This window comes from Rhizobium halophilum (genome assembly GCF_021648825.1).
GTDB lineage: Bacteria > Pseudomonadota > Alphaproteobacteria > Rhizobiales > Rhizobiaceae > Neorhizobium > Neorhizobium halophilum.
Window position 1 is genome coordinate 40,534 of record NZ_JAKJHS010000002.1, and the last position, 24,570, is coordinate 65,103.

General features: G+C 60.2%; 14 protein-coding genes. 9 read left to right on the forward strand and 5 right to left on the reverse strand.

Annotated features, from left to right (window positions below; all coding sequences use genetic code 11):
* The first annotated feature begins 44 nt into the window (after positions 1-44).
* The 7 genes from chvE (at position 45) to LXM96_RS04800 (ending at position 6,861) form a co-directional block, all read left to right on the forward strand.
* Positions 45-1,109, forward strand: coding sequence for a multiple monosaccharide ABC transporter substrate-binding protein (gene chvE, locus LXM96_RS04770; RefSeq protein WP_239997242.1), 1,065 nt, complete (start codon positions 45-47; stop codon positions 1,107-1,109).
* A 57-nt stretch (positions 1,110-1,166) separates the two neighbouring features.
* On the forward strand, positions 1,167-2,729 hold the full coding sequence (mmsA, locus tag LXM96_RS04775) for a multiple monosaccharide ABC transporter ATP-binding protein (RefSeq protein ID WP_239997243.1): 1,563 nt from the start codon (positions 1,167-1,169) through the stop codon (positions 2,727-2,729).
* Positions 2,726-3,916 carry a multiple monosaccharide ABC transporter permease gene (gene mmsB, locus LXM96_RS04780; RefSeq protein ID WP_239997244.1) on the forward strand — a complete coding sequence of 397 codons (1,191 nt, stop codon included), beginning with the start codon at positions 2,726-2,728 and terminating at the stop codon, positions 3,914-3,916. The genes mmsA and mmsB overlap by 4 nt, the downstream gene beginning before the upstream one ends.
* A gap of 130 nt (positions 3,917-4,046) precedes the next feature.
* Positions 4,047-4,865, forward strand: a complete 819-nt coding sequence (locus tag LXM96_RS04785; RefSeq protein WP_239997245.1) for a DUF1206 domain-containing protein — start codon at positions 4,047-4,049, stop codon at positions 4,863-4,865.
* 26 nt (positions 4,866-4,891) lie between these two features.
* A complete protein-coding gene (locus tag LXM96_RS04790; protein WP_239997246.1) occupies positions 4,892-5,599 on the forward strand; it encodes a phosphatase PAP2 family protein in 708 nt (235 codons plus the stop codon).
* 111 nt (positions 5,600-5,710) lie between these two features.
* Positions 5,711-6,292, forward strand: a complete 582-nt coding sequence (locus tag LXM96_RS04795; protein ID WP_239997247.1) for a J domain-containing protein — start codon at positions 5,711-5,713, stop codon at positions 6,290-6,292.
* Between the two features lie 65 nt (positions 6,293-6,357).
* A complete protein-coding gene (locus LXM96_RS04800) occupies positions 6,358-6,861 on the forward strand; it encodes a cupin domain-containing protein (protein WP_239997248.1) in 504 nt (167 codons plus the stop codon).
* Between the two features lie 11 nt (positions 6,862-6,872).
* Here LXM96_RS04800 and glgB read toward each other — a convergent pair whose 3' ends face one another.
* Genes glgB through LXM96_RS04815 form a run of 3 tightly spaced genes read right to left on the reverse strand, consistent with a single transcriptional unit; the run spans position 6,873 to position 15,624 of the window.
* Positions 6,873-9,080 carry a 1,4-alpha-glucan branching protein GlgB gene (gene glgB / locus LXM96_RS04805; RefSeq protein ID WP_239997249.1) on the reverse strand — a complete coding sequence of 736 codons (2,208 nt, stop codon included), beginning with the start codon at positions 9,078-9,080 and terminating at the stop codon, positions 6,873-6,875.
* A complete protein-coding gene (treS, locus tag LXM96_RS04810) occupies positions 9,077-12,370 on the reverse strand; it encodes a maltose alpha-D-glucosyltransferase (RefSeq protein ID WP_239997250.1) in 3,294 nt (1,097 codons plus the stop codon). The genes glgB and treS overlap by 4 nt, the downstream gene beginning before the upstream one ends.
* Positions 12,371-12,381: 11 nt before the next feature.
* A complete protein-coding gene (locus LXM96_RS04815; protein ID WP_239997251.1) occupies positions 12,382-15,624 on the reverse strand; it encodes a maltotransferase domain-containing protein in 3,243 nt (1,080 codons plus the stop codon).
* Positions 15,625-15,875: 251 nt separating this feature from the next.
* Between LXM96_RS04815 and LXM96_RS04820 the strand changes: the two genes are divergently transcribed.
* Complete coding sequence (locus LXM96_RS04820) at positions 15,876-18,773, forward strand: hybrid sensor histidine kinase/response regulator (protein ID WP_239997252.1); 2,898 nt, start codon at positions 15,876-15,878, stop codon at positions 18,771-18,773.
* On the opposite strand, the gene LXM96_RS04825 is transcribed toward LXM96_RS04820, so the two are convergent.
* Both LXM96_RS04825 and LXM96_RS04830 read right to left on the reverse strand, forming a co-directional pair.
* A complete protein-coding gene (locus LXM96_RS04825) occupies positions 18,770-19,270 on the reverse strand; it encodes an MgtC/SapB family protein (protein WP_239997772.1) in 501 nt (166 codons plus the stop codon). The two genes, LXM96_RS04820 and LXM96_RS04825, sit on opposite strands and share 4 nt — an antisense overlap.
* Before the next feature lie 106 nt (positions 19,271-19,376).
* Complete coding sequence (locus tag LXM96_RS04830) at positions 19,377-20,633, reverse strand: AGE family epimerase/isomerase (RefSeq protein WP_239997253.1); 1,257 nt, start codon at positions 20,631-20,633, stop codon at positions 19,377-19,379.
* Between the two features lie 153 nt (positions 20,634-20,786).
* On the opposite strand from LXM96_RS04830, the gene metH reads away from it, so the two are divergent.
* Positions 20,787-24,560 carry a methionine synthase gene (gene metH, locus LXM96_RS04835; protein WP_239997773.1) on the forward strand — a complete coding sequence of 1,258 codons (3,774 nt, stop codon included), beginning with the start codon at positions 20,787-20,789 and terminating at the stop codon, positions 24,558-24,560.
* The last annotated feature ends 10 nt before the right edge of the window (positions 24,561-24,570 follow it).

The window sequence follows — 24,570 nt, forward strand, 5'->3', positions numbered from 1 at the left end:
TTTTTCAGCGGGCGAAACCGTACCGCGTTTTTGGAGGAGAAGTCATGAAGCTGCTAAAATACCTAACGACAGCCGCGATGCTTGCATCGATGGCCTTCGCCGCGCCGGCCGGCGCCCAGGACAAGGGCCTAGTGGGCGTTGCCATGCCGACCAAGTCCTCCGCTCGCTGGATCGCCGACGGCGACAACATGGTCGAGGTTTTGCAGGAGCGCGGCTACGAGACGGATCTGCAGTATGCAGAAGACGACGTGCCGAACCAGCTGTCGCAGATCGAGAACATGATCGTGAAGGGTGCCAAGGTGCTGGTCATTGCTTCGATCGACGGGACAACGCTTTCGGATGTGCTGCAGCAGGCTGCCGACCAAGACATTAAGGTCATTGCCTACGACCGTCTGATCCGTGACAGCGCTAACGTCGACTACTATGCGACGTTCGACAACTTTCAGGTTGGCGTCTTGCAGGCACAATCGCTTGTCGATGGTCTGAAGGCATCCGGCAAGGAAGGTCCCTACCACATCGAACTCTTCGGCGGTTCGCCGGACGACAACAACGCCTACTTCTTCTACGACGGAGCCATGAGCGTTTTGCAGCCAATGATCGACAGCGGCGAGCTCGTCGTCGGCAGCGGCCAGGCCGGCATGGACCAGGTTGCGACCCTGCGTTGGGACGGTGCCACCGCCCAGGCACGTATGGACGCGCTCTTGAGCTCGACCTACTCCGACAAGCGTCTCGACGGTGTCCTTTCGCCCTACGACGGCATCTCGATCGGCATCCTGTCTTCGCTGAAGGGTGTCGGATACGGCAGCGGCGACATGCCCATGCCGATCGTCACCGGACAAGACGCCGAAGTCCCGTCAGTGAAGTCCATCCTTGCCGGCGAGCAGTACTCGACGATTTTCAAGGATACCCGCGAGCTGGCCAAGGTCACCGTCGACATGGTCGATGCGGTCATGAGCGGCAACGAGCCGGAAGTGAACGACACCAAGACCTACGACAACGGTGTCAAGGCCGTTCCTTCCTACCTGCTGAAGCCGGTCGTTGTGAACAAGGACAACTGGAAGGAAGTCCTGGTCGATAGCGGTTACTACACCGAAGACCAGATCAAGTAAGCCATTCGAGGGCGCCCGCCGTGCGGCGGGCGCGCTTTTGCTATGCGGAGTTTCCGGATGCTTGCACCCGCGGTTTCGGCCGAACAACTGCCTATTCTCGAGATGCGCGGCATCTCCAAGTCCTTTGGCGCCGTCAAGGCGCTTTCCGACGTCAGCTTCACCGTGCGCGAAGGAGAGATCCATGCGCTGGTCGGTGAAAATGGCGCGGGAAAATCCACGCTCATGAAGGTGCTGTCGGGCGTCTACCCGCATGGAAGCTACGAAGGCTCCATCCTCTATGACGGCCAGGAGCGGCGCTTTCACGACATCAATGATTCCGAAGACATCGGCATCATCATCATTCACCAGGAATTGGCCCTCATTCCGCTGATGTCGATTGCGGAAAACATCTTCCTGTCCAATCCGCCTTCGCGCTTCGGCGTCATCGACCGCTCGGCGGTGCACGAGCGGACCAAGGCGTTGCTGGCGAAGGTCGGGCTCGACGAGGCACCGGACACGCTGATCACGAATATCGGGGTCGGAAAGCAGCAGCTCGTGGAGATCGCCAAGGCGCTGTCGAAGGATGTGCGGCTGCTGATCCTCGACGAGCCGACGGCCAGCTTGAACGAGCGGGATAGTGCAGCGCTTCTCGAGCTCCTGAAGGAGTTCCGCAATCAGGGCATTACGTCGATCCTCATCTCGCACAAGCTCAACGAAATCTCCGCTGTCGCCGACCGGATCACTGTCCTGCGCGATGGGCAGACGGTTGGCACGCTGGACTGTCACGAAGGCGTCGTCGAGGAAGACGAGATCATCCGGCGCATGGTCGATCGCGACATGGAGAGCCGCTACCCGAAGCGCACGCCGAAGATCGGCGACGTGATCTTCGAGGTCGAGAACTGGTCCGTCTACCACCCGCAGCATTCCGAGCGGCAGGTCGTCAAGAACGTCTCGATGCAGGTCAAGGCCGGCGAGGTCGTTGGTATCTCAGGTCTCATGGGTGCGGGACGTACAGAGTTCGCCATGAGCGTCTTCGGTCGTTCCTGGGGTCGGGACATCTCGGGAACGGTGCGTGTCCACGGAAAGGACGTGGATCTTTCTGACGTCCACCGCGCCATCAAGGCAGGGCTTGCCTATGTCACCGAAGACCGCAAGCATCTGGGGCTAATCCTGCCGGAGGACATCCGCAAAAACGTCTCGCTGGCCCATCTTGGCGGTGTATCCACGCGAGGGGTGATCGACGACATCCAGGAAATGAAGGTGGCCCAGGAGTTCCGCAACCGCATGCGGATCAGGAGCCACAACGTCTACCAGGAAACCGGCAAGCTCTCGGGGGGCAACCAGCAGAAGGTGGTGCTGTCCAAGTGGCTGTTCACCAATCCTGACGTGCTGATCCTCGACGAGCCGACCCGCGGCATCGATGTCGGGGCGAAGTACGAAATCTACTCCATTATCAATGAACTGGCCGATGCCGGAAAAGCCGTCATCGTGATCTCGTCGGAAATGCCTGAATTGATCGGCATCTGCGACCGGATCATGGTGATGCATGAAGGCGAATTTGTCGGCGAGGTGGCCGGAGAAGAGGCCACCCAGGAAAACATCATGCGTGCGATCATGCGCCGCAAAGTGAGGGAAGAATGAGCACTCCGTCCAACACGATCGCAGCGCCTCAGCGCAGCGCCGGCTTCTGGAAGGACAACCTTCGCGAATACGGGATGATGATGTCGCTTCTCGCGATCGTCCTCTTCTTCTATTTCGCCACAGACGGCGTTGTCCTCAAGCCGTTGAACGTCACCAACATCATCCTGCAGAACAGCTACATCGTCATCATGGCTCTCGGGATGCTGATGGTGATCGTCACCGGCCATATCGACCTCTCGGTCGGATCCGTGGCCGGTTTCATCGGTGCCGTGGCGGCCATGCTGATGGTGCAGTACGACATGAACTTCGTCGTCGCCGCGATCCTTTGCCTGGCGCTCGGCGGCTTGATCGGGGCGATGCAGGGCTTCTGGGTCGCCTATTTCAAGATTCCCTCGTTCATCGTCACGCTTGCAGGCATGCTGGTCTTCAGGGGGCTGATGATTGCGGTGCTGAGCGGTCGTTCCATCGGTCCCTTCGACCCGACGTTCCAGAAGCTTTCCTCCGGCTATATTCCGGAGCTCTTCCCGTCGGAAAGCGGCTTCTACCTCACCTCGCTCATTCTCGGACTGGCTCTGGCGGGATTGCTCGTGTGGCAGAACTTCAAGGCTCGGGCACGCCGCGTCTCGCATGACGTGGAGACAGAGCCTTTCGGTTTCTTCGTCGGTAAGAACCTCCTGATGTTCGCGATCGTTGGCTATATCGCCTATCTGATCGCGGCCCATCGCGGCATGCCGAACGTGCTGATCATCATGGCGCTGCTGATCGCGGCCTATGCCTTCTTCACCAACCGGACGATCTTCGGCCGTCAGATCTATGCAGTCGGCGGCAACGAGAAGGCGGCAGCACTCTCCGGCATCAAGACGGCGCGGCTGACCTTCTTCACCTTCGTCAACATGGGCGTGCTCGCAGCGCTCGCTGGTCTCGTCTTCGCGGCGCGTCTCAACACCGCAACGCCGAAGGCCGGCCTCGGGTTCGAGCTCGACGTCATCGCCGCCTGCTTCATCGGCGGCGCATCCGCCTATGGTGGCGTCGGCAAGGTGACCGGTGCCGTCATCGGCGCCTTCATCATGGGCGTGATGAACAACGGCATGTCGATCCTCGGCATCGGCATCGACTACCAGCAGGTCATCAAGGGCCTCGTGCTTTTGGGCGCCGTCTGCGTGGACGTCTACAACCAGCGCCGCTGACCGATCGACATTTCGGCTTCTGGATGGCCTGCCTCCGAAAGGGGCGGGCCATTCTCTTTTCCGGGCGGGAACATCCTGCGGAACCGCTGCAGCCTCCGTGACGTTCGAGGTTCTTTAGGTGGAGGTTTGAATGCCGGATCAGGTGCGGTTCGAATGGTTGGCGCGGGTTGGATATACTGCACGAGGTGTCGTCTACATTCTCGTTGGCGCCATGGCGCTGCTTTCGAGCTTCGGAGGAGGGCAGACCGATCAGGAGTCGGCGCTGCAGATTGTCTTGAATCAGCCCTTTGGCTGGATCTGGCTGGCTCTGATCGGCCTGGGCTTGATTGGGTTTATCGTCTGGCGCCTCGCGCAGGGCATTCTTAACGCTGACGATCATCCCCAGGACGCCAAGGGCTATCTGATCCGCATCGCCATGCTCATTAGCGCGGCCACCTATACCGGACTTGCATCCTTCGCCTTACGGCACGCCCTACAGCTTTCGACCGGCGGCGGATCCGGCAACAGCCGCGAAAGCTGGACGACCTGGCTGATGCAGCAGCCCTTCGGGCCCTATCTCGTGGGGCTCGTGGGCCTTGCGATCATCGGCGGCGGCGTGGCGCAGCTTGTGAAGGGCGTGAAGCGCCGATACCTGAAGTATGTTAACATCTCGCCGGAACGAAACCGGGTTCTGGACCTCATCTGCGTCTATGGTCTAGCCGCACGAGGTGTTACCTTCTTCATCATCGGCGGCTTCTTCCTGTATGCAGCTTGGGCTGTCGATCCGAGCCAAGCGGGAAGCACGGCAGAGGCGATGGACTGGGTGCGCCAGCTTCCCTTCGGTAGCGTTCTCTACGGTCTTGTCGCTCTCGGGCTCTTTGCCTTCGGTGCCTATGGTTTGATTGAAGCAAGGTATCGCATCGTCCGCACACCTGAGATATCTGATGCGAAGCGCCCGCTTAAGGCGTGACGATTGGATAGAGAAGGCAGAGAGTGATGGCGGATTATTATCGGTTCGGGCGCAGAGTGGTCGACAGGGTCATGACCTTCGAGCCGATCACGCTCGTGCTGTTTGCTGTGGTTGCGGGCGGCCTCTTTCTCTTCTTCCAACTGACGGGAGAGGTGCTGGAGGGGGAAACGCGAGCCTTCGACGAGAGCGTGCTCTTATTCTTTCGCAGCGCCGATGATCCTGGACAGGCGGTGGGGCCGTTCTGGCTTCCGCTGGCTATGGACGACGTTACGGCCTTGGGCGGCACAACGGTTCTTACTCTGATGACGGTGTTGATCACCGGATATCTGCTGCTGGCAAAGCGGCGCGCGATCGCAATTTTCACCTTTGCATCCGTTGTCGGCGGTTGGCTGCTGAGTGCCGCCTTGAAGCTTGGCGTCGCCCGACCGCGACCGGATATCGTGCCGCATTTCGTCGAGGTTCATGATCTGAGCTTCCCCAGCGGGCACGCGATGCTGTCTGCGGTCACCTACCTCACGCTTGGCGTGCTGTTATCGCGTGCGGAGCCTGGCCGCATCACCCGGATCTATACGATCGGGGTCGCTGTGTTTCTAACGCTGGTCATCGGTTTCAGCAGGGTCTATCTCGGGGTACATTACCCGACGGATGTTCTTGGCGGCTGGTGCGCCGGCGCGACCTGGGCGCTGGTCTGCTGGCTGATCGCCCGCCGCTATATTGCCCCAACCCCGGGTTAGGCAGAGCTTGGTGAGGGTGGGGAGAACGCCGTTTGCGCTTGAGCGAAGCGGCGCCAACCTCTAGACCTTGAACGGCTGGATACCGGCCGACCAGAATTCAGGTGGGACACGTTGATCGATCCATACGATACCCTCGGCGTTGCGCGCGACGCCGACGCTGCGCAGATCAAGACCGCATATCGCCGGCGAGCCAAGAACGCTCACCCGGACACGGGCGGCGACGTCGACACGTTCGCCAAGCTGACGATGTCCTACGAGCTTCTTTGCGATCCCGTTCGGCGGAAGGTATTCGACGAGACCGGCTACGACCCGACTTTGGCGGACACCAAGGATTTGGAAGGGCTGCTGGTCCTAGAGGGGCTGATCAACGATTTCATCCTTGATGAGCGGGAGCCGGGGAGCTTCGATCCTGTCGCCGCTATGCGGCGCAAGCTGACGGACAAGATCGTCAACGTGCGCTTCCACATTCTGGAACTTGAGCGTCACCGCGCCCGCATCCGCAATCACATGGACCGCATCGGGCGCCGTCCGGAGACGGACTTTCTGGGCAGCATGATGCGCGCCCGCAGCGAGTCCATCACCGATGCCATTGGTAAGGCGGAGGCGCAGATCGAAACGATCGAGCAGGCCTATCAGATGCTGGAGGGCTATTCTTACGAGATCGAAATCGAAGCCAAAAGTGCGGCGGAGTAACTGCGGCTCTGGTCTCCGCTTCCGCCGGTCCTAAGTGCCTAACCTCAAACGAGAGGATCAGGCTTATGAACATCGACCATTTCCTGCTGGATGAGAACGATTGGGTGCCGAACAATCCGCGGCTGCCGGTCATTCTGTATAGCGGCGTCGCGGCAGAGGGTGGGACGCTCGCGGAGACCTTCGAGAGCCACTTCGCCAAAGCCGGCTGGCAGGGCATCTGGCGCAACGGCATCTTCGACTACCATCACTACCACACGACCGCGCACGAGGTTCTCGGGATCGCGGAAGGTGAGGCGAGGGTGGTGCTCGGCGGCCCAGGAGGCAGGGAGCTTGCAGTGAAGCGGGGAGACTGCCTCGTACTGCCGGCCGGGACCGGACACTGCCGGATCAGCGCGAGCAGCGACTTCCTCGTGATTGGGGCCTATCCCCAAGGTCAGGACCCTGATCTGAGGAAGAACGACGCCGGCGAGAGCGGGAAGCGTATCATCAGTTCGCTCCCCCTGCCGAAGACGGATCCCCTCGGAGAGGAGGGGTTGGTGGCTTTGTGGCTTAAGACCGGCAATGGCTGAGGCATCAGGCCTCAGCCGCGCCAACGCAGGTAGATCGTCGACAAGGGCGGCAGCGTCACGGAAATTGATTGCTGCTTCCCGTGCGACGGATGCTCATCGGTCCAGACCTCGGAGTTGCCGAGGTTTGAACCGCCGTAGATCCCGGCATCGGTGTTGAGGATTTCTGCCCATCGCCCTGCGTTATGGACGCCCACGCGGTAGCCCTGTCGAGGGACCGGCGTCATGTTTGACAGCGCCAGCACACAAGAGGAACGGTCTTCGGAGAAGCGGAACATACCGAAGATCGAATTTTCCGCATCATCGCCCACAGCCCATTCAAAGCCTTGCGGATGGAGGTCGCTGAACTGCAGCGCCGGTTCACTGCCGTAGATGCGGTTGAGGTCGCGGATGAGCCGCTGAACGCCCGCGTGCTGAGGATTGTCCAGCAGATCCCACACCACGGACGCATCGTGATTCCACTCCGTCGTCTGACCGATCTCAGAGCCCATGAACAGGAGCTTCTTTCCTGGGTGGGCCCACATGAAGCCGTAGTAGGCCCGCAGATTGGCATGTTTCTGCCAGTTGTCGCCCGGCATCTTGCCGAAGATGGAGCCCTTGCCGTGCACGACCTCGTCGTGAGAGAGGGGCAGCATGAAGCGCTCAGAGTAGGCATAGACCATGCTGAAGGTCATCATGCCGTGATGGTATTTCCGGTAAACCGGATCTTCCTGCATATAGTGCAGGCTGTCGTGCATCCAGCCCATGTTCCACTTGAAGTCGAATCCGAGACCGCCTTCTTCAGGTGGTTTCGTCACGCCTGGCCAGGCTGTCGATTCTTCCGCGAGGGTGAAGGCATGCGAGCAGCGGTTATGCACGATACTGTTCAAGTGTCTGAAGAACTCCACAGACTCCAGGTTCTCTCGGCCGCCGTACTTGTTCGGGATCCACTCATCGGCGTTGCGGCTGTAGTCCCGGTACAGCATAGAGGCCACCGCATCCACGCGAAGGGCATCGACGTGGTAGTGCTCCAGCCATTCCAGCGCGCTGGCAATCAAGAAACCCTTCACCTCGCTGCGGCCCAGGTTGTAAATCAGGGTGTTCCAGTCCTTGTGGAATCCTTCACGGGGATCTTCGTGCTCGTACAAGGCCGTGCCGTCAAAGCGGGCGAGCCCCCAGACGTCCGTTGGGAAGTGCGCCGGGACCCAGTCGAGGATGACACCGATGCCGGCTGCGTGGCAGCGGTCAACGAAGTAAGCGAAGTCTTCCGGCGTGCCGTAGCGCCCGGTCGGAGCAAACAGGCCCAGAGGCTGATAGCCCCACGAGCCGCCAAACGGGTACTCCATGATCGGCAAGAGCTCGATGTGTGTGAAACCGAGATTAGAGACGTAAGGGACGAGGCGCTGGCTGAGCTCGATCCAGTTGAGGTGGCGATTGCCCTCCTCGGGGACGCGTAGCCAGGATTCAAGATGAACCTCGTAAACCGAAATCGCGGCTTCTCCCAGGCGGACGGCGCGATGGGATTGCATCCACTCGTGGTCCGACCAACGAAACGGGGCATTGGACGCAACAATCGACGCAGTGGATGGCGCGGCCTCACTTGCCCGTGCGACCGGATCTGCCTTCTGCGGCAGCGTATGACCGTCACGATCAACGATCTCGTACTTGTACCGCTCCCCCGGTCCGAGCCGTGGGAGAAAGATCTCCCAGATGCCGGAGGAGCCGCGCAGACGCATCGGGTGGCGGCGGCCGTCCCAAGCGTTGAAGTCGCCAACCACGGAAACGCGTCGGGCATTCGGCGCCCACACGGCGAAGCGAACGCCCGACACTCCCTCAATCTCCATCGGTTGCGCACCAAGAGTTCGACCAAGGTCGTAGTGGGTACCCTGCGAAATCAGGTGAAGGTCCAGATCGCCCAGCAAAAGGTCAAACGAGTAGGGGTCCTCGGTTTCCTGAACCGCGTCCGGCCAGTGAATCCGTAACCGATAGTTGCTCCGGCCACCTATGTCCGCGGCATAGAGACCGCCGGCGAAGACTTTCTCCATTTCAGCGATCAGGCTGTCGTCCTGAGCCCCAATGACTTCTACGCTCAGCGCACCCGGCACGAACGCCCGCACGACATTCGTCTGTCCGACTGGATGACGTCCCAAGATCGAGAAGGGGTCGCCATGACGCCCGTCGACGATAGCCTGAAGAGCTCCGTGGTCGATGTGTGCGAGCAGGTCAGCGCGCTCGAGGTTCATCGTGCATTCTCCATGAGCCTTTTTGCGATTTCCGAGAAGCCGCCCAGCGGGATCGGGAGCCATTTCGGGCGGTTGCGTGCTTCATAGCCAATCTCATAGGCTGCCTTCTCCAACAGGAAGAGGTCGAGCACGGCGTGATAGACTTCGTCCGTCATCGTGAGCGAGGCACTGTCATGAGTGGCTTCTCTGTAGCGATCGAGGAATGCCCGCTCCGCCTGCTTGGCGAAGTTGTCGACGATCCCGTGACGATGCAACTGATCGCCGTCAACCACCGCATCCTGGCCAAGATCTGCGGTTGCTGCGAGATAGCTGAGGGACCGCAGGAATCCTGCGACGTCTCTCAGTGGACTGGACTTTGCGCGTCGCTCGGCCAAGTCGCGAGCTGGCTCGCCCTCGAAATCAATCAGGTATGCATCGCTTTCCGCCACCAGGATCTGGCCAAGGTGAAAATCGCCGTGGTGGCGGGTCATCAGCGTGCCGATACCTGCGTTTGCAAGCGTTTCGACAGACGCCAGCAATCCCTCACGGCGGTCGAGAAGCGGCTGAACGAGCTGCGCCGTTTCAGGCTCAAGCTGGTCTTTCTCATCGCGCACGATGTCCAGAGCAACATTGATCTGCTCAATCACCGACTGCCGCCATGCGTCGACATCATTACGACCAGCTTCAACCGGGCGGAAGTCGGGATCCTCCGTCGGTTGCGACAGCGCAACATGCAGTTCGCCCAGACGCTGGCCGACAGTGCCCGCGAAGTCGATCAGTGGTTTGAATTGATCAGCGATCGCTTCATCATCCTCGTCTGTCACCATGACTTCATCAATGCCACGGCGGAGATTGCCGAGCATCCATGTCCAGGCATCGCCTTGGTTTCGGATAGCGCCTTGGACAATAATCAGGGTGTACCGTGTACCATCAGGAGCAGTACGAGCCACTTCGCCAAGAAGAGGGGCAGTATTCTTGTATCCCACCTTCGTCAGATACCGCGTCATTTCCACTTCCGGGTGGATCCCCGGGAAGATCTTGCGGATCAGCTTGACCATGACTTGGTCACCGACAATCAGCGAGCTGTTGGACTGTTCGGCAGACAACCAGTGGACGTGCATGTCATCCGTGATGCCCATGCAATCGAGCTCGTCCGTGCCGATGAACTCGAGTGTCCCGGCACGCCCGGAAACGTTGGAGCGCTCGCACAAAGCACGCACGACTGCCCTTGCCATGGACTCAAGGGCAAAGCCATCGGTGAGAAAGCCGACGCGGCGGCCCTGGCGGATGCGGGCTAGCGCCAGCTGCTGCGCCAAAATGGGCGGCTGAGTCTCGTCCCAGGCCGGGGCGAGTGGCAGAAGGTATGTCTCTGTCCTGCCCTCAAGTTCGGCTTCCAATTCGCCGAGCAGCATGTTGCCACCGAACGGTAGCGGCGTTGCCGCCACCAGCGTCGCGCTTTTCAAGTGCTGACCCTTCGAGCCGAACCACCGGCGCTTCGACAGGTAAGCGGGAAGGATTTCACGCGACATAGTACCTGCCAAGCGGGGCTCGTCGATGAGTTCGTATAGATCCCGACGGATCACCATTGTGGCCATGTCCGCCAACTGCTCCGGAGGTTCGGTGCGCCAAGCGGGGCCATCCGCCTCGGCCACCAGCTGGAACCAGAAGAAGCCATAGGGCGGCATCGTCATCAGGTAGGTTAACTGGCCAATCGGCGGGAAGGGTGACATGCCGGTCAGCTCGATTGGAACGCGTCCCTGGAATTCATGCAGGTCGAGTTCCACGGCCTGGGGCAGGCGCGAGAGGTTTGCGACACAGAGAATGGTCTCGCCGTTGTACTCGCGAAGATAGGCCAGCACCTTGCGGTTGCCCGGGGCCAGGAAGCGCAGGCTCCCGCGGCCGAACGCGCTGTGCTTGCCGCGCAGGGACAGCATGCGCCGCGTCCAGTTGAGAAGCGAGTGCGCGTCCGCGGCCTGCGCCTCGACGTTCAGTGCCTCATAACCGTAAAGCGGATCCATGACCGGCGGCAGCACGAGGCGGGCAGGATCAGCCTTGGAGAAGCCGCCATTGCGGTCGGGCGACCATTGCATCGGCGTGCGGACGCCGTCGCGGTCGCCGAGATAGATGTTGTCGCCCATTCCGATCTCATCGCCATAATAGAGAACGGGCGTGCCGGGCATGGACAGGAGAAGCGCATTCATCAGTTCGATACGGCGGCGGTCGCGCTCCATGAGAGGCGCAAGCCGACGACGAATGCCGAGGTTGATGCGGGCGCGGCGGTCGGCCGCATAGGTGTTCCAGAGGTAGTCGCGTTCCTCGTCCGTCACCATTTCGAGCGTCAGCTCGTCGTGGTTTCGCAGGAAGATCGCCCACTGGCAATTCTCCGGGATCTCCGGCGTCTGGCGCATGATGTCGGTGATGGGGAAGCGATCTTCCTTAGCGATGGCCATGTACATGCGCGGCATCAGCGGGAAGTGGAACGCCATGTTGCATTCGTCGCCGTCGCCGAAGTATTCGCTTGTGTCTTCCGGCCACTGATTGGCTTCTGCGAGCAGCATCTTGCCCGGGTGCGTGGAGTCCAGGGCGGCACGGATCTTCTTCAGGATCTCGTGCGTCTCCGGCAGGTTTTCGTTGATCGTGCCTTCTCGTTCGATCAGGTAGGGGATGGCATCCAGGCGGAAGCCGTCGATGCCGGTCTCCAGCCAGAACCGCATAACCTGCAGCAGTTCCTCAAGAACGGCCGGATTGTCGAAGTTGAGGTCAGGCTGGTGAGAATAGAAGCGGTGCCAGTAATAGGCGCCAGCGACGGGATCCCAGGTCCAGTTTGATTTCTCGGTGTCGAGAAAGATGATCCGCGTCTCGGGAAACTTCTGGTCAGTGTCGGACCAGACGTAGAAATCACGCTCCGGCGAGCCGGCGGGCGCATGGCGTGCGCGCTGGAACCAAGGGTGTTGGTCAGACGTGTGGTTGATCACCAATTCAATAATGACCCTGATCCCGCGAGCATGTGCAGCGTCGACAAAGGCCTTGAATTCCTCGATCGTGCCGTAGTCAGGGCTGACATCCCCATAGTCCGCGATGTCATAGCCGTCATCCCTGCGCGGCGAGGGAAAGAAGGGGAGCAGCCAGATGGCGGTCGCCCCTAGCGAAGCCACGTGATCAAGCTTCTCATGTAAGCCTTTGAAATCACCAATGCCGTCACCATTGGCGTCGAAGAACGACTTGACGTGCAGTTGGTAGATGATTGCGTCCTTGTACCACAACGGGTCGCTGCCCGTCGGGTTCTGCGCCTGCGACTGCAGGGTATCCATACGTATCCTCCCTATCTCACCCGCCAGATTGCGAAAGGCATCCCGGGCTCCAGCCGCAGCCGTTGCCATTTTCCGGTCCAGGTAAACTTATGACCGGATATAAGGTCTTCCATGGAAAGCGATGCGTGGTCCGGGAGGTTCCATGACCAGAGCGGGATTTCGACATCAGCTTCCTGGACATTGTAGGGATCAAGGCTGATCGCGATCAGCAGCACGTTCTCGCGCCCCGGACTCGCCTTCTCAAAGAACATGATGCTGTCGTTCCATGCGGTCAGCAGCGTCAGCCCGAGGTGGGTGTGAAGTGCCGGGTTTTCCTTCCGGATCCGGTTCAGCAGGCTGATTTCGTGCTTGATGTTGCCGGGCCGGTCCCAATCCCACGCTCGGATCTCGTATTTTTCGCTATCGGCATATTCCTTGCGCTTGGCATCGGGCCGCCCTTCGCAAAGCTCGAAGCCGTTATAGACGCCCCAGAGGCCGGAGAGTGTTGCAGCCAGCGCGGAACGAATGACATAGGCTGGGCGTGGCGCGTTCTGCAGAAAATCGGGATTGATGTCGTGCGTGTTGACGAAGAAGTGCGGCCGGAAGAAATCCTTTGGCTCTTCGGTCGTGATCTCGCGCATGTACTGCTCGAGCTCCCACTTGGCATTGCGCCATGTGAAGTAGGTGTAGGACTGCGAAAAGCCGATCTTCGCCAGCCGGTACATCACTTTCGGCTTGGTGAAGGCCTCGGAAAGGAAGACCACCTCGGGCTGCCGCGAGCGAATGTCCGCGATCAGCCATTCCCAGAACGGGAAGGGCTTGGTGTGCGGGTTGTCGACACGGAAGAGTTTTACGCCTTGGTCGACCCACATCTGCACCACGTCACGAAGCTCCTGCCACAGCGAAGGGACGGCGTCCTCGGCATAGAAGTCGACGTTGACAATATCCTCGTACTTCTTCGGCGGGTTTTCCGCATACCGGATGGTCCCGTCAGGCCGCCAGTCAAACCAGCCTGGATGTTCCTTCAGCCAAGGATGATCAGGTGACGCCTGAATGGCGAGATCAAGTGCGATCTCCATCCCGTGCTCTTGCGCTGCCTCGACAAGCCTCCTGAAGTCTTCGAAGGTGCCGAGCTGCGGGTGTATTGCATCATGACCGCCTTCCTCCGATCCGATTGCATAGGGACTTCCCGGATCGCCCGGGGCAGCCTTGAGGCTATTGTTGCGGCCTTTGCGGTTGGTTGTTCCGATCGGGTGGATCGGGGGAAAGTAGATGACGTCGAAGCCCATGTCGCGGATCGCCGGGAGTCGCCGCAAGACATCGTCAAAGGTGCCGTGTCGACTGGGATCGCCGCTCTGCGAGCGTGGAAACAGTTCGTACCAGCTCGCAAAGCTGGCCCCGATGCGCTCCGCTTCAAGCGGCAGGACCTGCGAGCGGATGCGGAACGGGCGGCGATCCGCCTTCGCCATTAGCTCAGATGTATGCGGATCGAGAAGGAGTTCGATCTTCCGGCTCTCGGTGGCCTCTTCAAGTTCCGTCAGGATCTGCTTTAGCCCCGTTGCGGTGTCACCTGAAGCTGACTTCGTCGCTGCTTGAATGATATTGGCTCCCTCCTGGATCTCCAGCTTCAGATCGAGGCGGGCGTCATGCTTCTTGACAAACTCGTAGCGGAAAATGGCGAACTGGTTTTTCCAAGCTTCGATCGCATATTCGTGTCGCCCCATTCGACGCGGCGTGAACTCGGCGTACCAGCGATCGTTCTCGATCAACTGCATACGCACCTCCTGCCATTCCTCTTCGTCCGCGGCACGCCATAGAAGGGCGGCAGAAAGAGGATCGTGTCCGTCACCAAAGATGTCAGCTTCAACGCGAACCGTCTCGCCAACCACCCGCTTTACTGAGAAACGGCCTTGATCTACGGCGGGAGTGATCTTCTCGATTGCCAGCCTGGGTGCCGCAGCGGCGAGCGTAAGATCTTGAAGTGGAGATGAAGACCGGATCGCGCTGGACATCTGTCCTTCCAGGACGCGGACTTCTCCCGGCTTTAGCCGTGGTGCAGCGATGCCTTCGGCTTCCCGAAGGGGGAGAAACGAAGAGGCGGCTTGCTGAACGGCATTTAGCGGTGGCTGCGTGCTTCGCCGAAGATCCCGGTTCACGATGATTGCGCGGATTTTGCCAGATGAACGCAGATCCTCCCGATCGGACTGGAGGATAGCCACCGCGGATGTGTTACTGCCAGCAATGAAGGTCAGCGGGCGACGGTGGAAATCCGCCGACTGGTGTTGCAGCTTTTCGTTCGTCGCTCGGATCTCACCGGAAATGTCGAACGCAGAAGCGTCGCGGAAGCCCGCAAGACCGAGGCCGTCCCCGCACATCTGGTCGAGCGGCATTGAGGCGCCATACTCGAAACCCATTGGGATCATCAAGCCGTCACCGAGATAGGCCGACAGCTTGAGCGCTCGCAGGGCTTTCCGCTCCAGGACCTCCGAGCTTTCCGTTCCATGCGCGAGCCGCTTATTGAAGGGAGCCTCCGGGAAGGCAATCTGATAACCCAATCTGCGTTGCACCAGGTGTTCTTCCGCCAGCCAACCATCCTCCAGGTTCCACCAAGCAAGTGAAGAGAAGCAACCATTAAAGCCAACCTGCTCCAGTGCCTGGCGGCGCCCAAGATCCGTTCCGGGGGTCCAAGCAAGAAACTGCAGGTCACCTTGATCGGATCGAGCATGCCGGATCATTGATGCCCAAACTTCCGCCGGTACACGCTCGATGCCGAGGCAGCGGAAACCCGCCACACCAGCGTCCACCATCAGTCCAATCCGCTCACGCCAGGTTTCGAGGTGCAGGTAGGTTTCATCACTTGGGGACAACTCAAGCGACTCACTGCAGGTCTTGTCGGGTGTGATCCTGGGGTCCGAGGCAATGGTACTGCTCTCCTGATCCTGCTTGGCGATTCTGTCGATTACGAGATCCAGCATCAGCCGCACGCCGCTCGCATTCGCAGCCTTGGTCAGCACCTGCAGTACGTCGGCCATGGATCCGTCCAGTTTCAACTGGGGGTCCGGCATGTCATAGTTCTTTGAAACAAAGACGCTGGTGTTCTTTCCGCGCTCATGCAGCGGCGCGCTGAGGACCGTGTCGAACCCGAGCTCGGCTGCATGCCGAAAAATCTCCCGCCAGGCTTCGAGACCCTGCAACTGTAAAGGGTGAACGTAATAAATCCTGGGCGATTGAGTGACGCGTGAGACCGGAGCATCGATCCTGGGGAGCGAATTCATAGCGGAGCCCTATGTTTGCGTTTGGACGTAAACGGTCAGAGTCTTGGCTTGTTCCAGAGACCGGTCAACCTCCCCGACAGCGGTACGATGATCAGGATTGGGCTAGGACGCCCTCGTCTGAGGCCGCGATCTGCAGCTAAGCTGCATAGATAGCCTTTTTGTAAGCATGCTGATTGATTGAGCATCCTCTGGAGATTGTCATTGATGAAGGAAGCTTTATAACGAACCGCGATTGTGGGTTGGGAATAGGCATGTTTCGGCGGACTGGGCTATCCAATATCGACCTCAACGAGTTGTTCAATCTCTCGCCAAATCCCTACGTCCTGCTGGACCGGGACCTGCGGATGGTAGGCGTCAACAACGCCTATCTCGCAGTGACATCGCGGACCGAAGACGAGATCATCGGGCGGTATATGTTCGATGTCTTCCCCAGCGATCCGCAGTCGGTGCACGGACAGATGCTTCGTCACTCCTTCGGCAAAGTGCTCGAAACGGGTGAAGTCGATCACCTCCCGCTTATCCCATACCCGATCCGCAGCACCGAAGGGGTGATGCAGGAGCGATATTGGAGCGCAGCGCACACTCCGGTGAAGGGCGACGACGGGCGGGTGAGATACATTCTCCAGCATACGGTCGATGTGACCGAAATTCATATGCTGCGGCAGCGCGCGGGCGGCGATGATTGGAAGGTGCAAACCGGACTTCTGCGGCGGGTGGATGCCGTCCAAGGTCAGAATAAGGTTCTTGGTGAGGAACGGGAATACCTGCGCAGCCTTTTTGAGCAGGCGCCCGGGTTCATGGCGGTTCTGCGCGAACCGCAACATATTTTCACGATCGCCAACCGTGCCTATCGTGAACTCGTGGGGCGGGAAGATCTGATTGGAAAGCCGGTGCAAGAGGCATTGCCGGATGTGGCCGGGCAGGGGTTCTTTGAACTTCTCGAACAGGTTTATCAAACGGGAGAGCCATACTCGGCTACTGCCGCGAAGATCGTTCTTCAGCGTCCCGGCCTTCCAGATCAGCAGGAACGGTTCCTCGATTTTGTCTATCAGCCCATCCGGAATTCTGCAGGCGACGTGACCGGCATCTTTGTTCAGGGGCACGATGTTACTGACCTAAAACAGGCGCAGGAGGCGGCCAAGGAGAACGAAAACAGGTTCCAGACGCTGGCCCAGTCCTTGCCGAACCAGGTTTGGACGGCAAAGCCGACGGGCCAAGTCGAATGGTGTAACGATCAAGTCTATCGCTACAGTGGCTTGGACAGCCTTTATTTCGACGCGGCGAATCGCTCGATCATGATCCATCCCGACGAACGTGATGAGGTAAGCCGCAACTGGCAGTATTCACTTCGTAGCGGCCATCCTTTCGAGATGGAAATGCGGCTGCGCCGTCACGACGGGGCGTTTCGTTGGTTCATCAGCCGAGCCGTCCCGATCGTCAACAGCGACGGCGACATCATATTGTGGGTTGCCACCAATACGGACATTGAGGAGCAAAAGCGGACGGAGTCACATCTGGAAACCTTGGCCGAATCTCTCGGTCAGACGGTGGAGGCGCGAACGCTTGAACTGGAGCGGACCCAGGAGGTGCTGCGCCAGAGCCAGAAGATGGAAGCGATCGGCAATCTTGCAGGCGGCATCGCGCATGACTTCAACAACCTCCTGCAGGTCATCACCGGGAACCTGCAGCTTCTGAACCGGGACGTGGCGGGTAACGAGGCGGCCGAACGGAGGGTGAGCGGCGCACTCGCAGGTGCGGCGCGGGGCGCCCGTCTCGCCTCGCAGTTGCTCTCCTTCGGTCGCCGTCAGCCGCTCGAGCCGAAGGTCGTCAATCTAAGCCGCCTGATTCGCGAAATGGACCATCTCCTGCGTCGGAGCCTGGGGGAGGCTATCGAGATCGACACGATTGTCGGCGGCGGGTTGTGGAACACGCATGTAGATCCGAGCAATGTCGAGAATGCCTTGCTCAACCTCGCGATCAACGCGCGTGATGCGATGAATGGCCAGGGAAAGCTCACCATCGAGCTTGGTAATGCGTTCCTGGACGACGAGTACGCGCGCAATGCCCTGGATGTAAAGCCTGGCCAATACGTGATGCTCGCGGTGACCGATACGGGGACGGGAATGACCCCAGATGTTCTCGAAAAGGTATTTGAACCCTTCTTCACGACCAAACCCGACGGGAAGGGGACGGGGCTAGGCCTGTCGATGGTCTACGGCTTCGTCAAACAGTCGGGAGGGCACGTCAAGATCTACAGTGAACCCGGCAATGGAACAACCGTACGGCTCTACCTGCCACGGTCGATGGAGGCAGAGGACGTCGTTACCGACAGTTTGACTGGGCCAGTTGCCGGGGGATCGGAGACGGTCCTCGTTGTCGAGGACGATGAAGCCGTCCGTGAAGTTACCGTCAGCCTGCTTACCGAGCTCGGCTATAGAGTGTTGAAGGCAAAGGATGCAGACAGCGCGCTGGCGATTGTCGAAAGCGGCGCACCCATCGACCTTCTGTTCACCGACGTTGTCATGCCGGGGCGGCTCAAGAGCCGCGATCTCGCTCGCAAGGCGAAGGAGCGGTTGCCATTGCTCGGGGTGCTCTTTACGTCGGGCTATACTGAAAACTCGATTGTACATGGCGGGCGGCTGGACCCCGGCGTCAATCTGTTGAGCAAGCCATACACGCGTGAGGCGTTGGCCCGGAAGATCCGGCAAGTGCTGGAGCAGGTCCCGGGTCGTGACTCTGCTGCTGAAGTGATCCCCAGAAGTGACGTGCCAAAAGAGGATGTGCGAAAGATGCCCATTACTGTGCTTCTTTGCGAGGATGAGGCTCTGATCCGCATCTCCACGGCAGATTTCCTGCAGGACGCCGGGATGAACGTGGTAGAGGCCGGGGCGAGCAGCGAGGCGATCTCCGCTGCGCAGAGTCATCCGATAGACATCTTGGTGACGGACGTCCACCTGCCGGATATGAGCGGCCTCGACCTCATCCTGAAATTGCGCGAAACGCTGCCGCAACTACCCGTCATCTTCGCCACCGGAGACCGGGCCGTGCCGGGATCGGAAGTACTGGAAAAGACGGCACTGATCACCAAGCCCTACGACTACGATCTGTTGGCAACGCGGATACGCTCTCTGGTCACACCGCGCAGCTAGGGTTCGCTGCCGCTATCGTCTTTGATGCCGACGGCGCGTTCTGCCTTGCGCAACAGCCAGAGCACGATGATTCCCGTCACGGTCGCAACGATCGCGACCGACCACATGCCGATTCCCACCGTCAGCCCAATTGCTGCCGACAACCACATGCTGGCACCGGTGGTAAGTCCGCGTACATCTCCGCGAGTGTAAACGATCACACCTGCGGCGAGGAAGGCTACGCCGGAGGTGACCGCCTCGACGAGGCGGACCGGGTCGAGCCGCGTCGCGTTGGTATCTTCACCAAAAATCTCCAGCATCTGCAAGGTCACCAGCGCGAAGATGGCAGCAGCGAGCCCGATGAGCATGTTGGTGCGAATGCCCGCCGTGTTCTTACGAATCTCACGCTCCAGCCCGATGACTCCGCAGAAGACCAGCACTCCCAGGATCCGCAGGAACAGGACTTCCATGCTGACGGGAGAGGTATTGGAGAATTCCGAGGCGAGGGTGTCGATCATGGGCTGCGGTGTAACAGGATTGTACCGAGCGACAACTGCAGCCACGGGCGGAAGTTCCCGGACGGGAACTTCGCGGCAAGTTCGTCTCTGCTCGGTACTGGGGCTGCTAGAGCCTGCCGTCCACGTCCTGGATCACGCGCGTCAGACTGCCGGTCGCAGGGAAGAGCGGAATGAGGCAGGCCTGCAGCGCATGGTAGATGTCGCCCTTGCCGGGGAAGAGGGTGTGCGCCGGCACCATGTCTTCTGTCAGCTCTTCGTGCCAGCCGCCATTCCGGTGGTCGATGAAGCGGTTGGCGATGGTGCTCCAGATCAGCCGGTAGCTGTCTTCGTAGAAATCGTCCGCCGGCAGGTGCTCGTTGAGGAAGTGCGCGGCACCCGCCGCCTCGCACATTGGCCACCACAGCTTGTTCGTCTTCGCGGGCTTGTCGTCCCAATCGAGCGTGTAGAAGAAGCCTCCGCTGTGTTTGTCCCACCCCAGTGACATCGCCTGGACGAAGAGCGCCTTGGCCGCGTCCGGCATCCAGGAATGCTGCTTCCCGCCAAGCGACCAAAGCTGCAGAAGGAGCCGCGACCATTCCAGCCAGTGCCCTGGCGTCGTGCCGGCAGGACGGAACATCTCGTTGGAATGGTAATAATCCCGATCGATTTGCCACTCGGTATTGAAGTGCTCGGCGACGCGGAAGCCGACGCTGCCTGCACAGCGACGGATGACGAGGTCGGCGATACCCTCCGCTTTCTCGAGATGGTGTCTCTCTCCGGTGACTTCGAAGGCGGCCATCAGCGCTTCCGTCAGATGCATGTTGGAATTCTGGCCGCGATAGGTACCGCCGTCGACCGGCGACCAGTCGCTCTCGAATTCTTCGGCGATCGCCCCATGGCGCTCTTCCCAGAAGCGGCTCTGCAGCACCTCAGTGATGTCCGCCAGCATGCGGTCCGCCAGTGGGTGGCCGACCACCTTGGCGGAGGAGGCGGCGAGCAGCACAAAGGCATGGCCATAGCCTTGCTTGGTGGCGTCGACGGCACCTTCGTCATTCAAGGACCAGACATAGCCCCCGTTGTCCTGATCGCGATGCCCGTTCCACAGGTACTGCATCCCATGATCGATGACTTCTCCGGCCCCGGGGCGCCCGAGCAAGTAGGCGATCGAGAAACTGTGGACCATACGGGCAGAGGCGTGGATGCCGCGCACCGGGTTGTCGCCTGCAAGCGGGGAACCTTTGTCGTCCAGGTCGAAGAACCCGCCCTTCGGGTTGAGTGCGCTGTACTGGAAGAAGTCCATAAGGCCATCGGCTTGGCGGAGCAGCCAATGCCGGTGGTAGTCGCGCTTGGCCCACGTCCGTGGCATCGTACCCTGCTCGCTCATGAAACTCCTCCGGAAGTCAACGATTTAGCCTTGGGCCTATAGCGTGGCAGCGCGATCCTGTCATGGCGTTTGTTGGTACCGTACCGTCCGCTTATTGTTTGACATAAAGATATGTTTATGCGCTTATGGCGCAAATCGGAAAGGGAGATGTCTATGTTCGACGAGCTGTTTGGCCCGGAGGCTGCGCCACGCGACGGAACCGAAGTGCTCGCTGCGCTGCAGAAGGCCGCCCGCGAGCGGATCCTGATCATCGATGGCGCCATGGGCACGCAGATCCAGGGGCTCGGATACGATGAAGATCATTTCCGCGGTGACCGTTTCGCCGGCTGTGCCTGCCATCAGCAGGGCAACAACGACCTGCTCATCCTGACCCAGCCGCAGGCGATCGAGGACATCCATTTCCGCTACGCAATGGCGGGTGCGGACATTCTTGAGACCAATACCTTCTCCTCGACCCGCATCGCTCAGTCCGATTACCAGATGGAGAATGCCGTATACGACCTGAACCGCGATGGCGCCCGGCTTGCCCGCCGCGCAGCTTTGAGGGCGCAGAAGGAGGACGGCAAGCGCCGCTTCGTCGCCGGTGCGCTGGGCCCGACCAACCGAACAGCCTCCATCTCGCCCGACGTCAACAATCCGGGTTACCGGGCGGTGACATTCGACGACCTGCGGCTCGCCTACGCCGAGCAGATCGACGGCTTGATCGACGGCGGAGCCGACATCATCCTCATCGAAACCATCTTTGATACGCTGAACGCAAAGGCGGCGATCTTTGCCTGCGAGGAGCGCTTCGCAGAGAAGGGAATCCGTCTGCCGGTGATGATCTCCGGGACGATCACCGATCTTTCCGGACGTACCCTGTCCGGCCAGACTCCCTCCGCCTTCTGGTATTCGGTGCGCCACGCAAATCCGTTCACGATCGGGCTCAATTGCGCGCTCGGCGCCGACGCGATGCTGCCGCACCTGCAGGAGCTGTCCGGCGTCGCCGACACCTTCATCTGTGCCTATCCGAACGCCGGCCTTCCCAATGAGTTCGGCCAGTATGACGAAAGCCCCGCCGATATGGCACGGCAGGTTGCGGAGTTCGCCCGCGAAGGCCTGATCAACGTGATTGGCGGCTGCTGCGGCTCCACGCCGGAGCATATCCGCGCCATTGCGGAAGCCGTTGCCAAACACGCGCCTCGGCAGGTGCCAGAGCACAAGCCACTGATGTCGCTTGCGGGGCTGGAGCCTTTCGTGCTGACGAAGGACATCCCCTTCGTCAACGTCGGCGAGCGGACGAATGTCACTGGCTCCGCCAAGTTCCGCAAGCTGATCACCGCGGGCGACTATGCCGCCGCACTCGTGGTCGCGCGCGACCAGGTGGAGAACGGCGCGCAGATCATCGACATCAACATGGACGAGGGGCTGATCGATTCCGGCCGCGCCATGGTCGAGTTCCTGAACCTCGTGGCAGCCGAGCCGGATATCGCCAAGGTGCCGGTGATGATCGACTCGTCCAAGTTCGAGATCATCGAGGCGGGTCTGAAATGCGTTCAGGGCAAGGCGGTCGTAAACTCAATATCGCTCAAGGAGGGCGAGGAGAAGTTCCTGGAGCAGGCGCGGCTTCTGCGTAATTACGGGGCCGCCGTCGTTATCATGGCTTTTGACGAACAGGGCCAGGCGGACAGCTACGATCGCAAGGTCGAGATCTGCGAGCGCGCCTACAAGCTCCTGACCGAGAAGGTGAACTTCCCGCCGGAAGACATCATCTTCGACCCCAACATCTTTGCTGTCGCGACCGGGATCGAAGAGCACAACAATTACGGCGTGGACTTCATCGAAGCGACGCGCACTATTCGCGAGCGCATGCCGCTCGTGCATATCTCAGGCGGCGTCTCCAACCTTTCCTTCTCCTTCCGCGGCAACGAGCCGGTGCGCGAGGCGATGCACGCCGTCTTCCTCTACCACGCCATCCAGGCGGGCATGGACATGGGCATCGTCAATGCCGGCCAGCTGGCGGTCTACGAGTCCATAGATGCGGAGCTTCGCGAGGCCTGTGAGGATGTTGTCCTCAATCGCCGCACCGATTCCACCGAACGTCTGCTGGAGATCGCCGAGCGTTATCGTGGTGCCAGCGGCAAGGAAGCGCGGGTACAGGACCTCGCATGGCGCGAATGGCCGGTCGAGAAGCGGCTCGAGCATGCGCTGGTCAACGGCATCACCGAGTTCATCGATGCCGATACCGAAGAGGCGCGCCTGCAGGCGGAACGTCCGCTGCATGTGATCGAAGGCCCGCTGATGGCAGGGATGAATGTCGTCGGTGATCTGTTCGGGTCGGGCAAGATGTTCCTGCCGCAAGTTGTGAAGTCGGCGCGCGTGATGAAGCAGGCAGTCGCCGTCCTTCTTCCTTATATGGAGGAGGAGAAGCGCCTGAGTGGCGGCGAGGGTCGCCAGACTGCGGGCAAGGTCTTGATGGCTACGGTAAAAGGCGACGTACACGACATCGGCAAGAACATCGTCGGCGTCGTGCTTGCCTGCAACAACTACGAGATCATCGATCTCGGCGTGATGGTGCCGGCGACGAAGATCCTTGAAGTGGCTAAGGAACAAGATGTGGACATCATCGGCCTGTCCGGCCTGATTACGCCATCGCTCGACGAGATGGCGCATGTCGCTTCCGAGATGGAGCGCCAAGGCTTCGAAATTCCGCTGCTGATCGGGGGCGCAACCACGAGCCGTGTCCATACGGCCGTGAAGATCCATCCGCGCTATGAGAAGGGGCAGGCGATCTACGTCACCGACGCCAGCCGTGCTGTGGGCGTCGTGTCGTCTCTTCTTTCGGAGGACGCAAAGGCAGGCTACGTGGATACCATTCGTGGCGAATATGCCAAGGTGGCCGCCGCCCATGCCCGCAGTGAGGCGGAAAAGAAACGTCTGCCACTTTCGCGTGCCCGTGACAACGCGCATAAGGTCGACTGGCAAGCTTTCCAGCCCGTTACGCCGAAGTTCAAAGGGACAAAGGTGTTCGACGATTATGATCTGGAGGAACTGGCGAGATACATCGACTGGACACCGTTCTTCCAGACCTGGGAACTGAAGGGGCGCTTCCCCGCCATCCTGGAGGACGAGGCGCAGGGCGAGGCAGCGCGGCAGCTCTATGCGGATGCGCAAGCGATGGTCGAGAAGATTATCAAGGAGAAGTGGTTTCGCCCGCGCGCGGTGATCGGTTTCTGGCCCGCGAATGCCGTTGGGGACGATATTCGCCTGTTCGTAGATGACAACCGTGCTGCCGAACTGGCGACCTTCTTCACGCTGCGCCAGCAGTTGTCCAAGCGCGACGGGCGTCCAAACGTGGCCCTGTCGGATTTTGTCGCGCCCTTGGACAGTGGCAAGCCGGACTATGTCGGCGGCTTCGTCGTCACCGCCGGCATCGAGGAAATCGCGATTGCGGAGCGCTTCGAGCGCGCCAACGACGATTATTCCTCCATCCTGGTCAAGGCCCTGGCCGACCGCTTTGCGGAGGCTTTTGCGGAGCGGATGCACGAACGGGTCCGCAGGGAGTTCTGGGGTTACGCAGCGGGCGAGGATCTGTCGACTGACCAGCTCATTACGGAAGAATATGCCGGCATCCGTCCGGCACCCGGTTATCCCGCACAGCCGGATCACACGGAGAAGGAAACGCTCTTCCGGCTCCTCGACGCGGAGACGGCAACAGGCGTCAAGCTGACCGAGAGTTTTGCCATGTGGCCGGGCTCCTCTGTTGCCGGCCTCTATATCGGCCACCCGGACTCCTACTACTTCGGCGTCGCCAAGGTGGAGCGTGACCAGGTGCAGGACTACGCCGCGCGCAAGGGCATGCCGGTTGAGGAGATCGAGCGCTGGCTGGGACCGGTGCTGAATTACGTGCCGGTCAATCCGGGCAGCGCGGAGGACGAGGCGGCGTAGACGCCTGGCG

Excerpts from the sequence above, each read along its gene's own strand:
- chvE (WP_239997242.1), top strand. The coding sequence starts at position 45 with ATGAAGCTGCTAAAATACCTAACGACAGCCGCGATGCTTGCATCGATG.
- mmsA (WP_239997243.1), top strand. The coding sequence starts at position 1,167 with ATGCTTGCACCCGCGGTTTCGGCCGAACAACTGCCTATTCTCGAGATG.
- mmsB (WP_239997244.1), top strand. The coding sequence starts at position 2,726 with ATGAGCACTCCGTCCAACACGATCGCAGCGCCTCAGCGCAGCGCCGGC.
- LXM96_RS04785 (WP_239997245.1), top strand. The coding sequence starts at position 4,047 with ATGCCGGATCAGGTGCGGTTCGAATGGTTGGCGCGGGTTGGATATACT.
- LXM96_RS04790 (WP_239997246.1), top strand. The coding sequence starts at position 4,892 with ATGGCGGATTATTATCGGTTCGGGCGCAGAGTGGTCGACAGGGTCATG.
- LXM96_RS04800 (WP_239997248.1), top strand. The coding sequence starts at position 6,358 with ATGAACATCGACCATTTCCTGCTGGATGAGAACGATTGGGTGCCGAAC.
- glgB (WP_239997249.1), bottom strand. The coding sequence starts at position 9,080 with ATGAACCTCGAGCGCGCTGACCTGCTCGCACACATCGACCACGGAGCT.
- treS (WP_239997250.1), bottom strand. The coding sequence starts at position 12,370 with ATGGATACCCTGCAGTCGCAGGCGCAGAACCCGACGGGCAGCGACCCG.
- LXM96_RS04815 (WP_239997251.1), bottom strand. The coding sequence starts at position 15,624 with ATGAATTCGCTCCCCAGGATCGATGCTCCGGTCTCACGCGTCACTCAA.
- LXM96_RS04820 (WP_239997252.1), top strand. The coding sequence starts at position 15,876 with ATGTTTCGGCGGACTGGGCTATCCAATATCGACCTCAACGAGTTGTTC.
- LXM96_RS04825 (WP_239997772.1), bottom strand. The coding sequence starts at position 19,270 with ATGATCGACACCCTCGCCTCGGAATTCTCCAATACCTCTCCCGTCAGC.
- LXM96_RS04830 (WP_239997253.1), bottom strand. The coding sequence starts at position 20,633 with ATGAGCGAGCAGGGTACGATGCCACGGACGTGGGCCAAGCGCGACTAC.
- metH (WP_239997773.1), top strand. The coding sequence starts at position 20,787 with ATGTTCGACGAGCTGTTTGGCCCGGAGGCTGCGCCACGCGACGGAACC.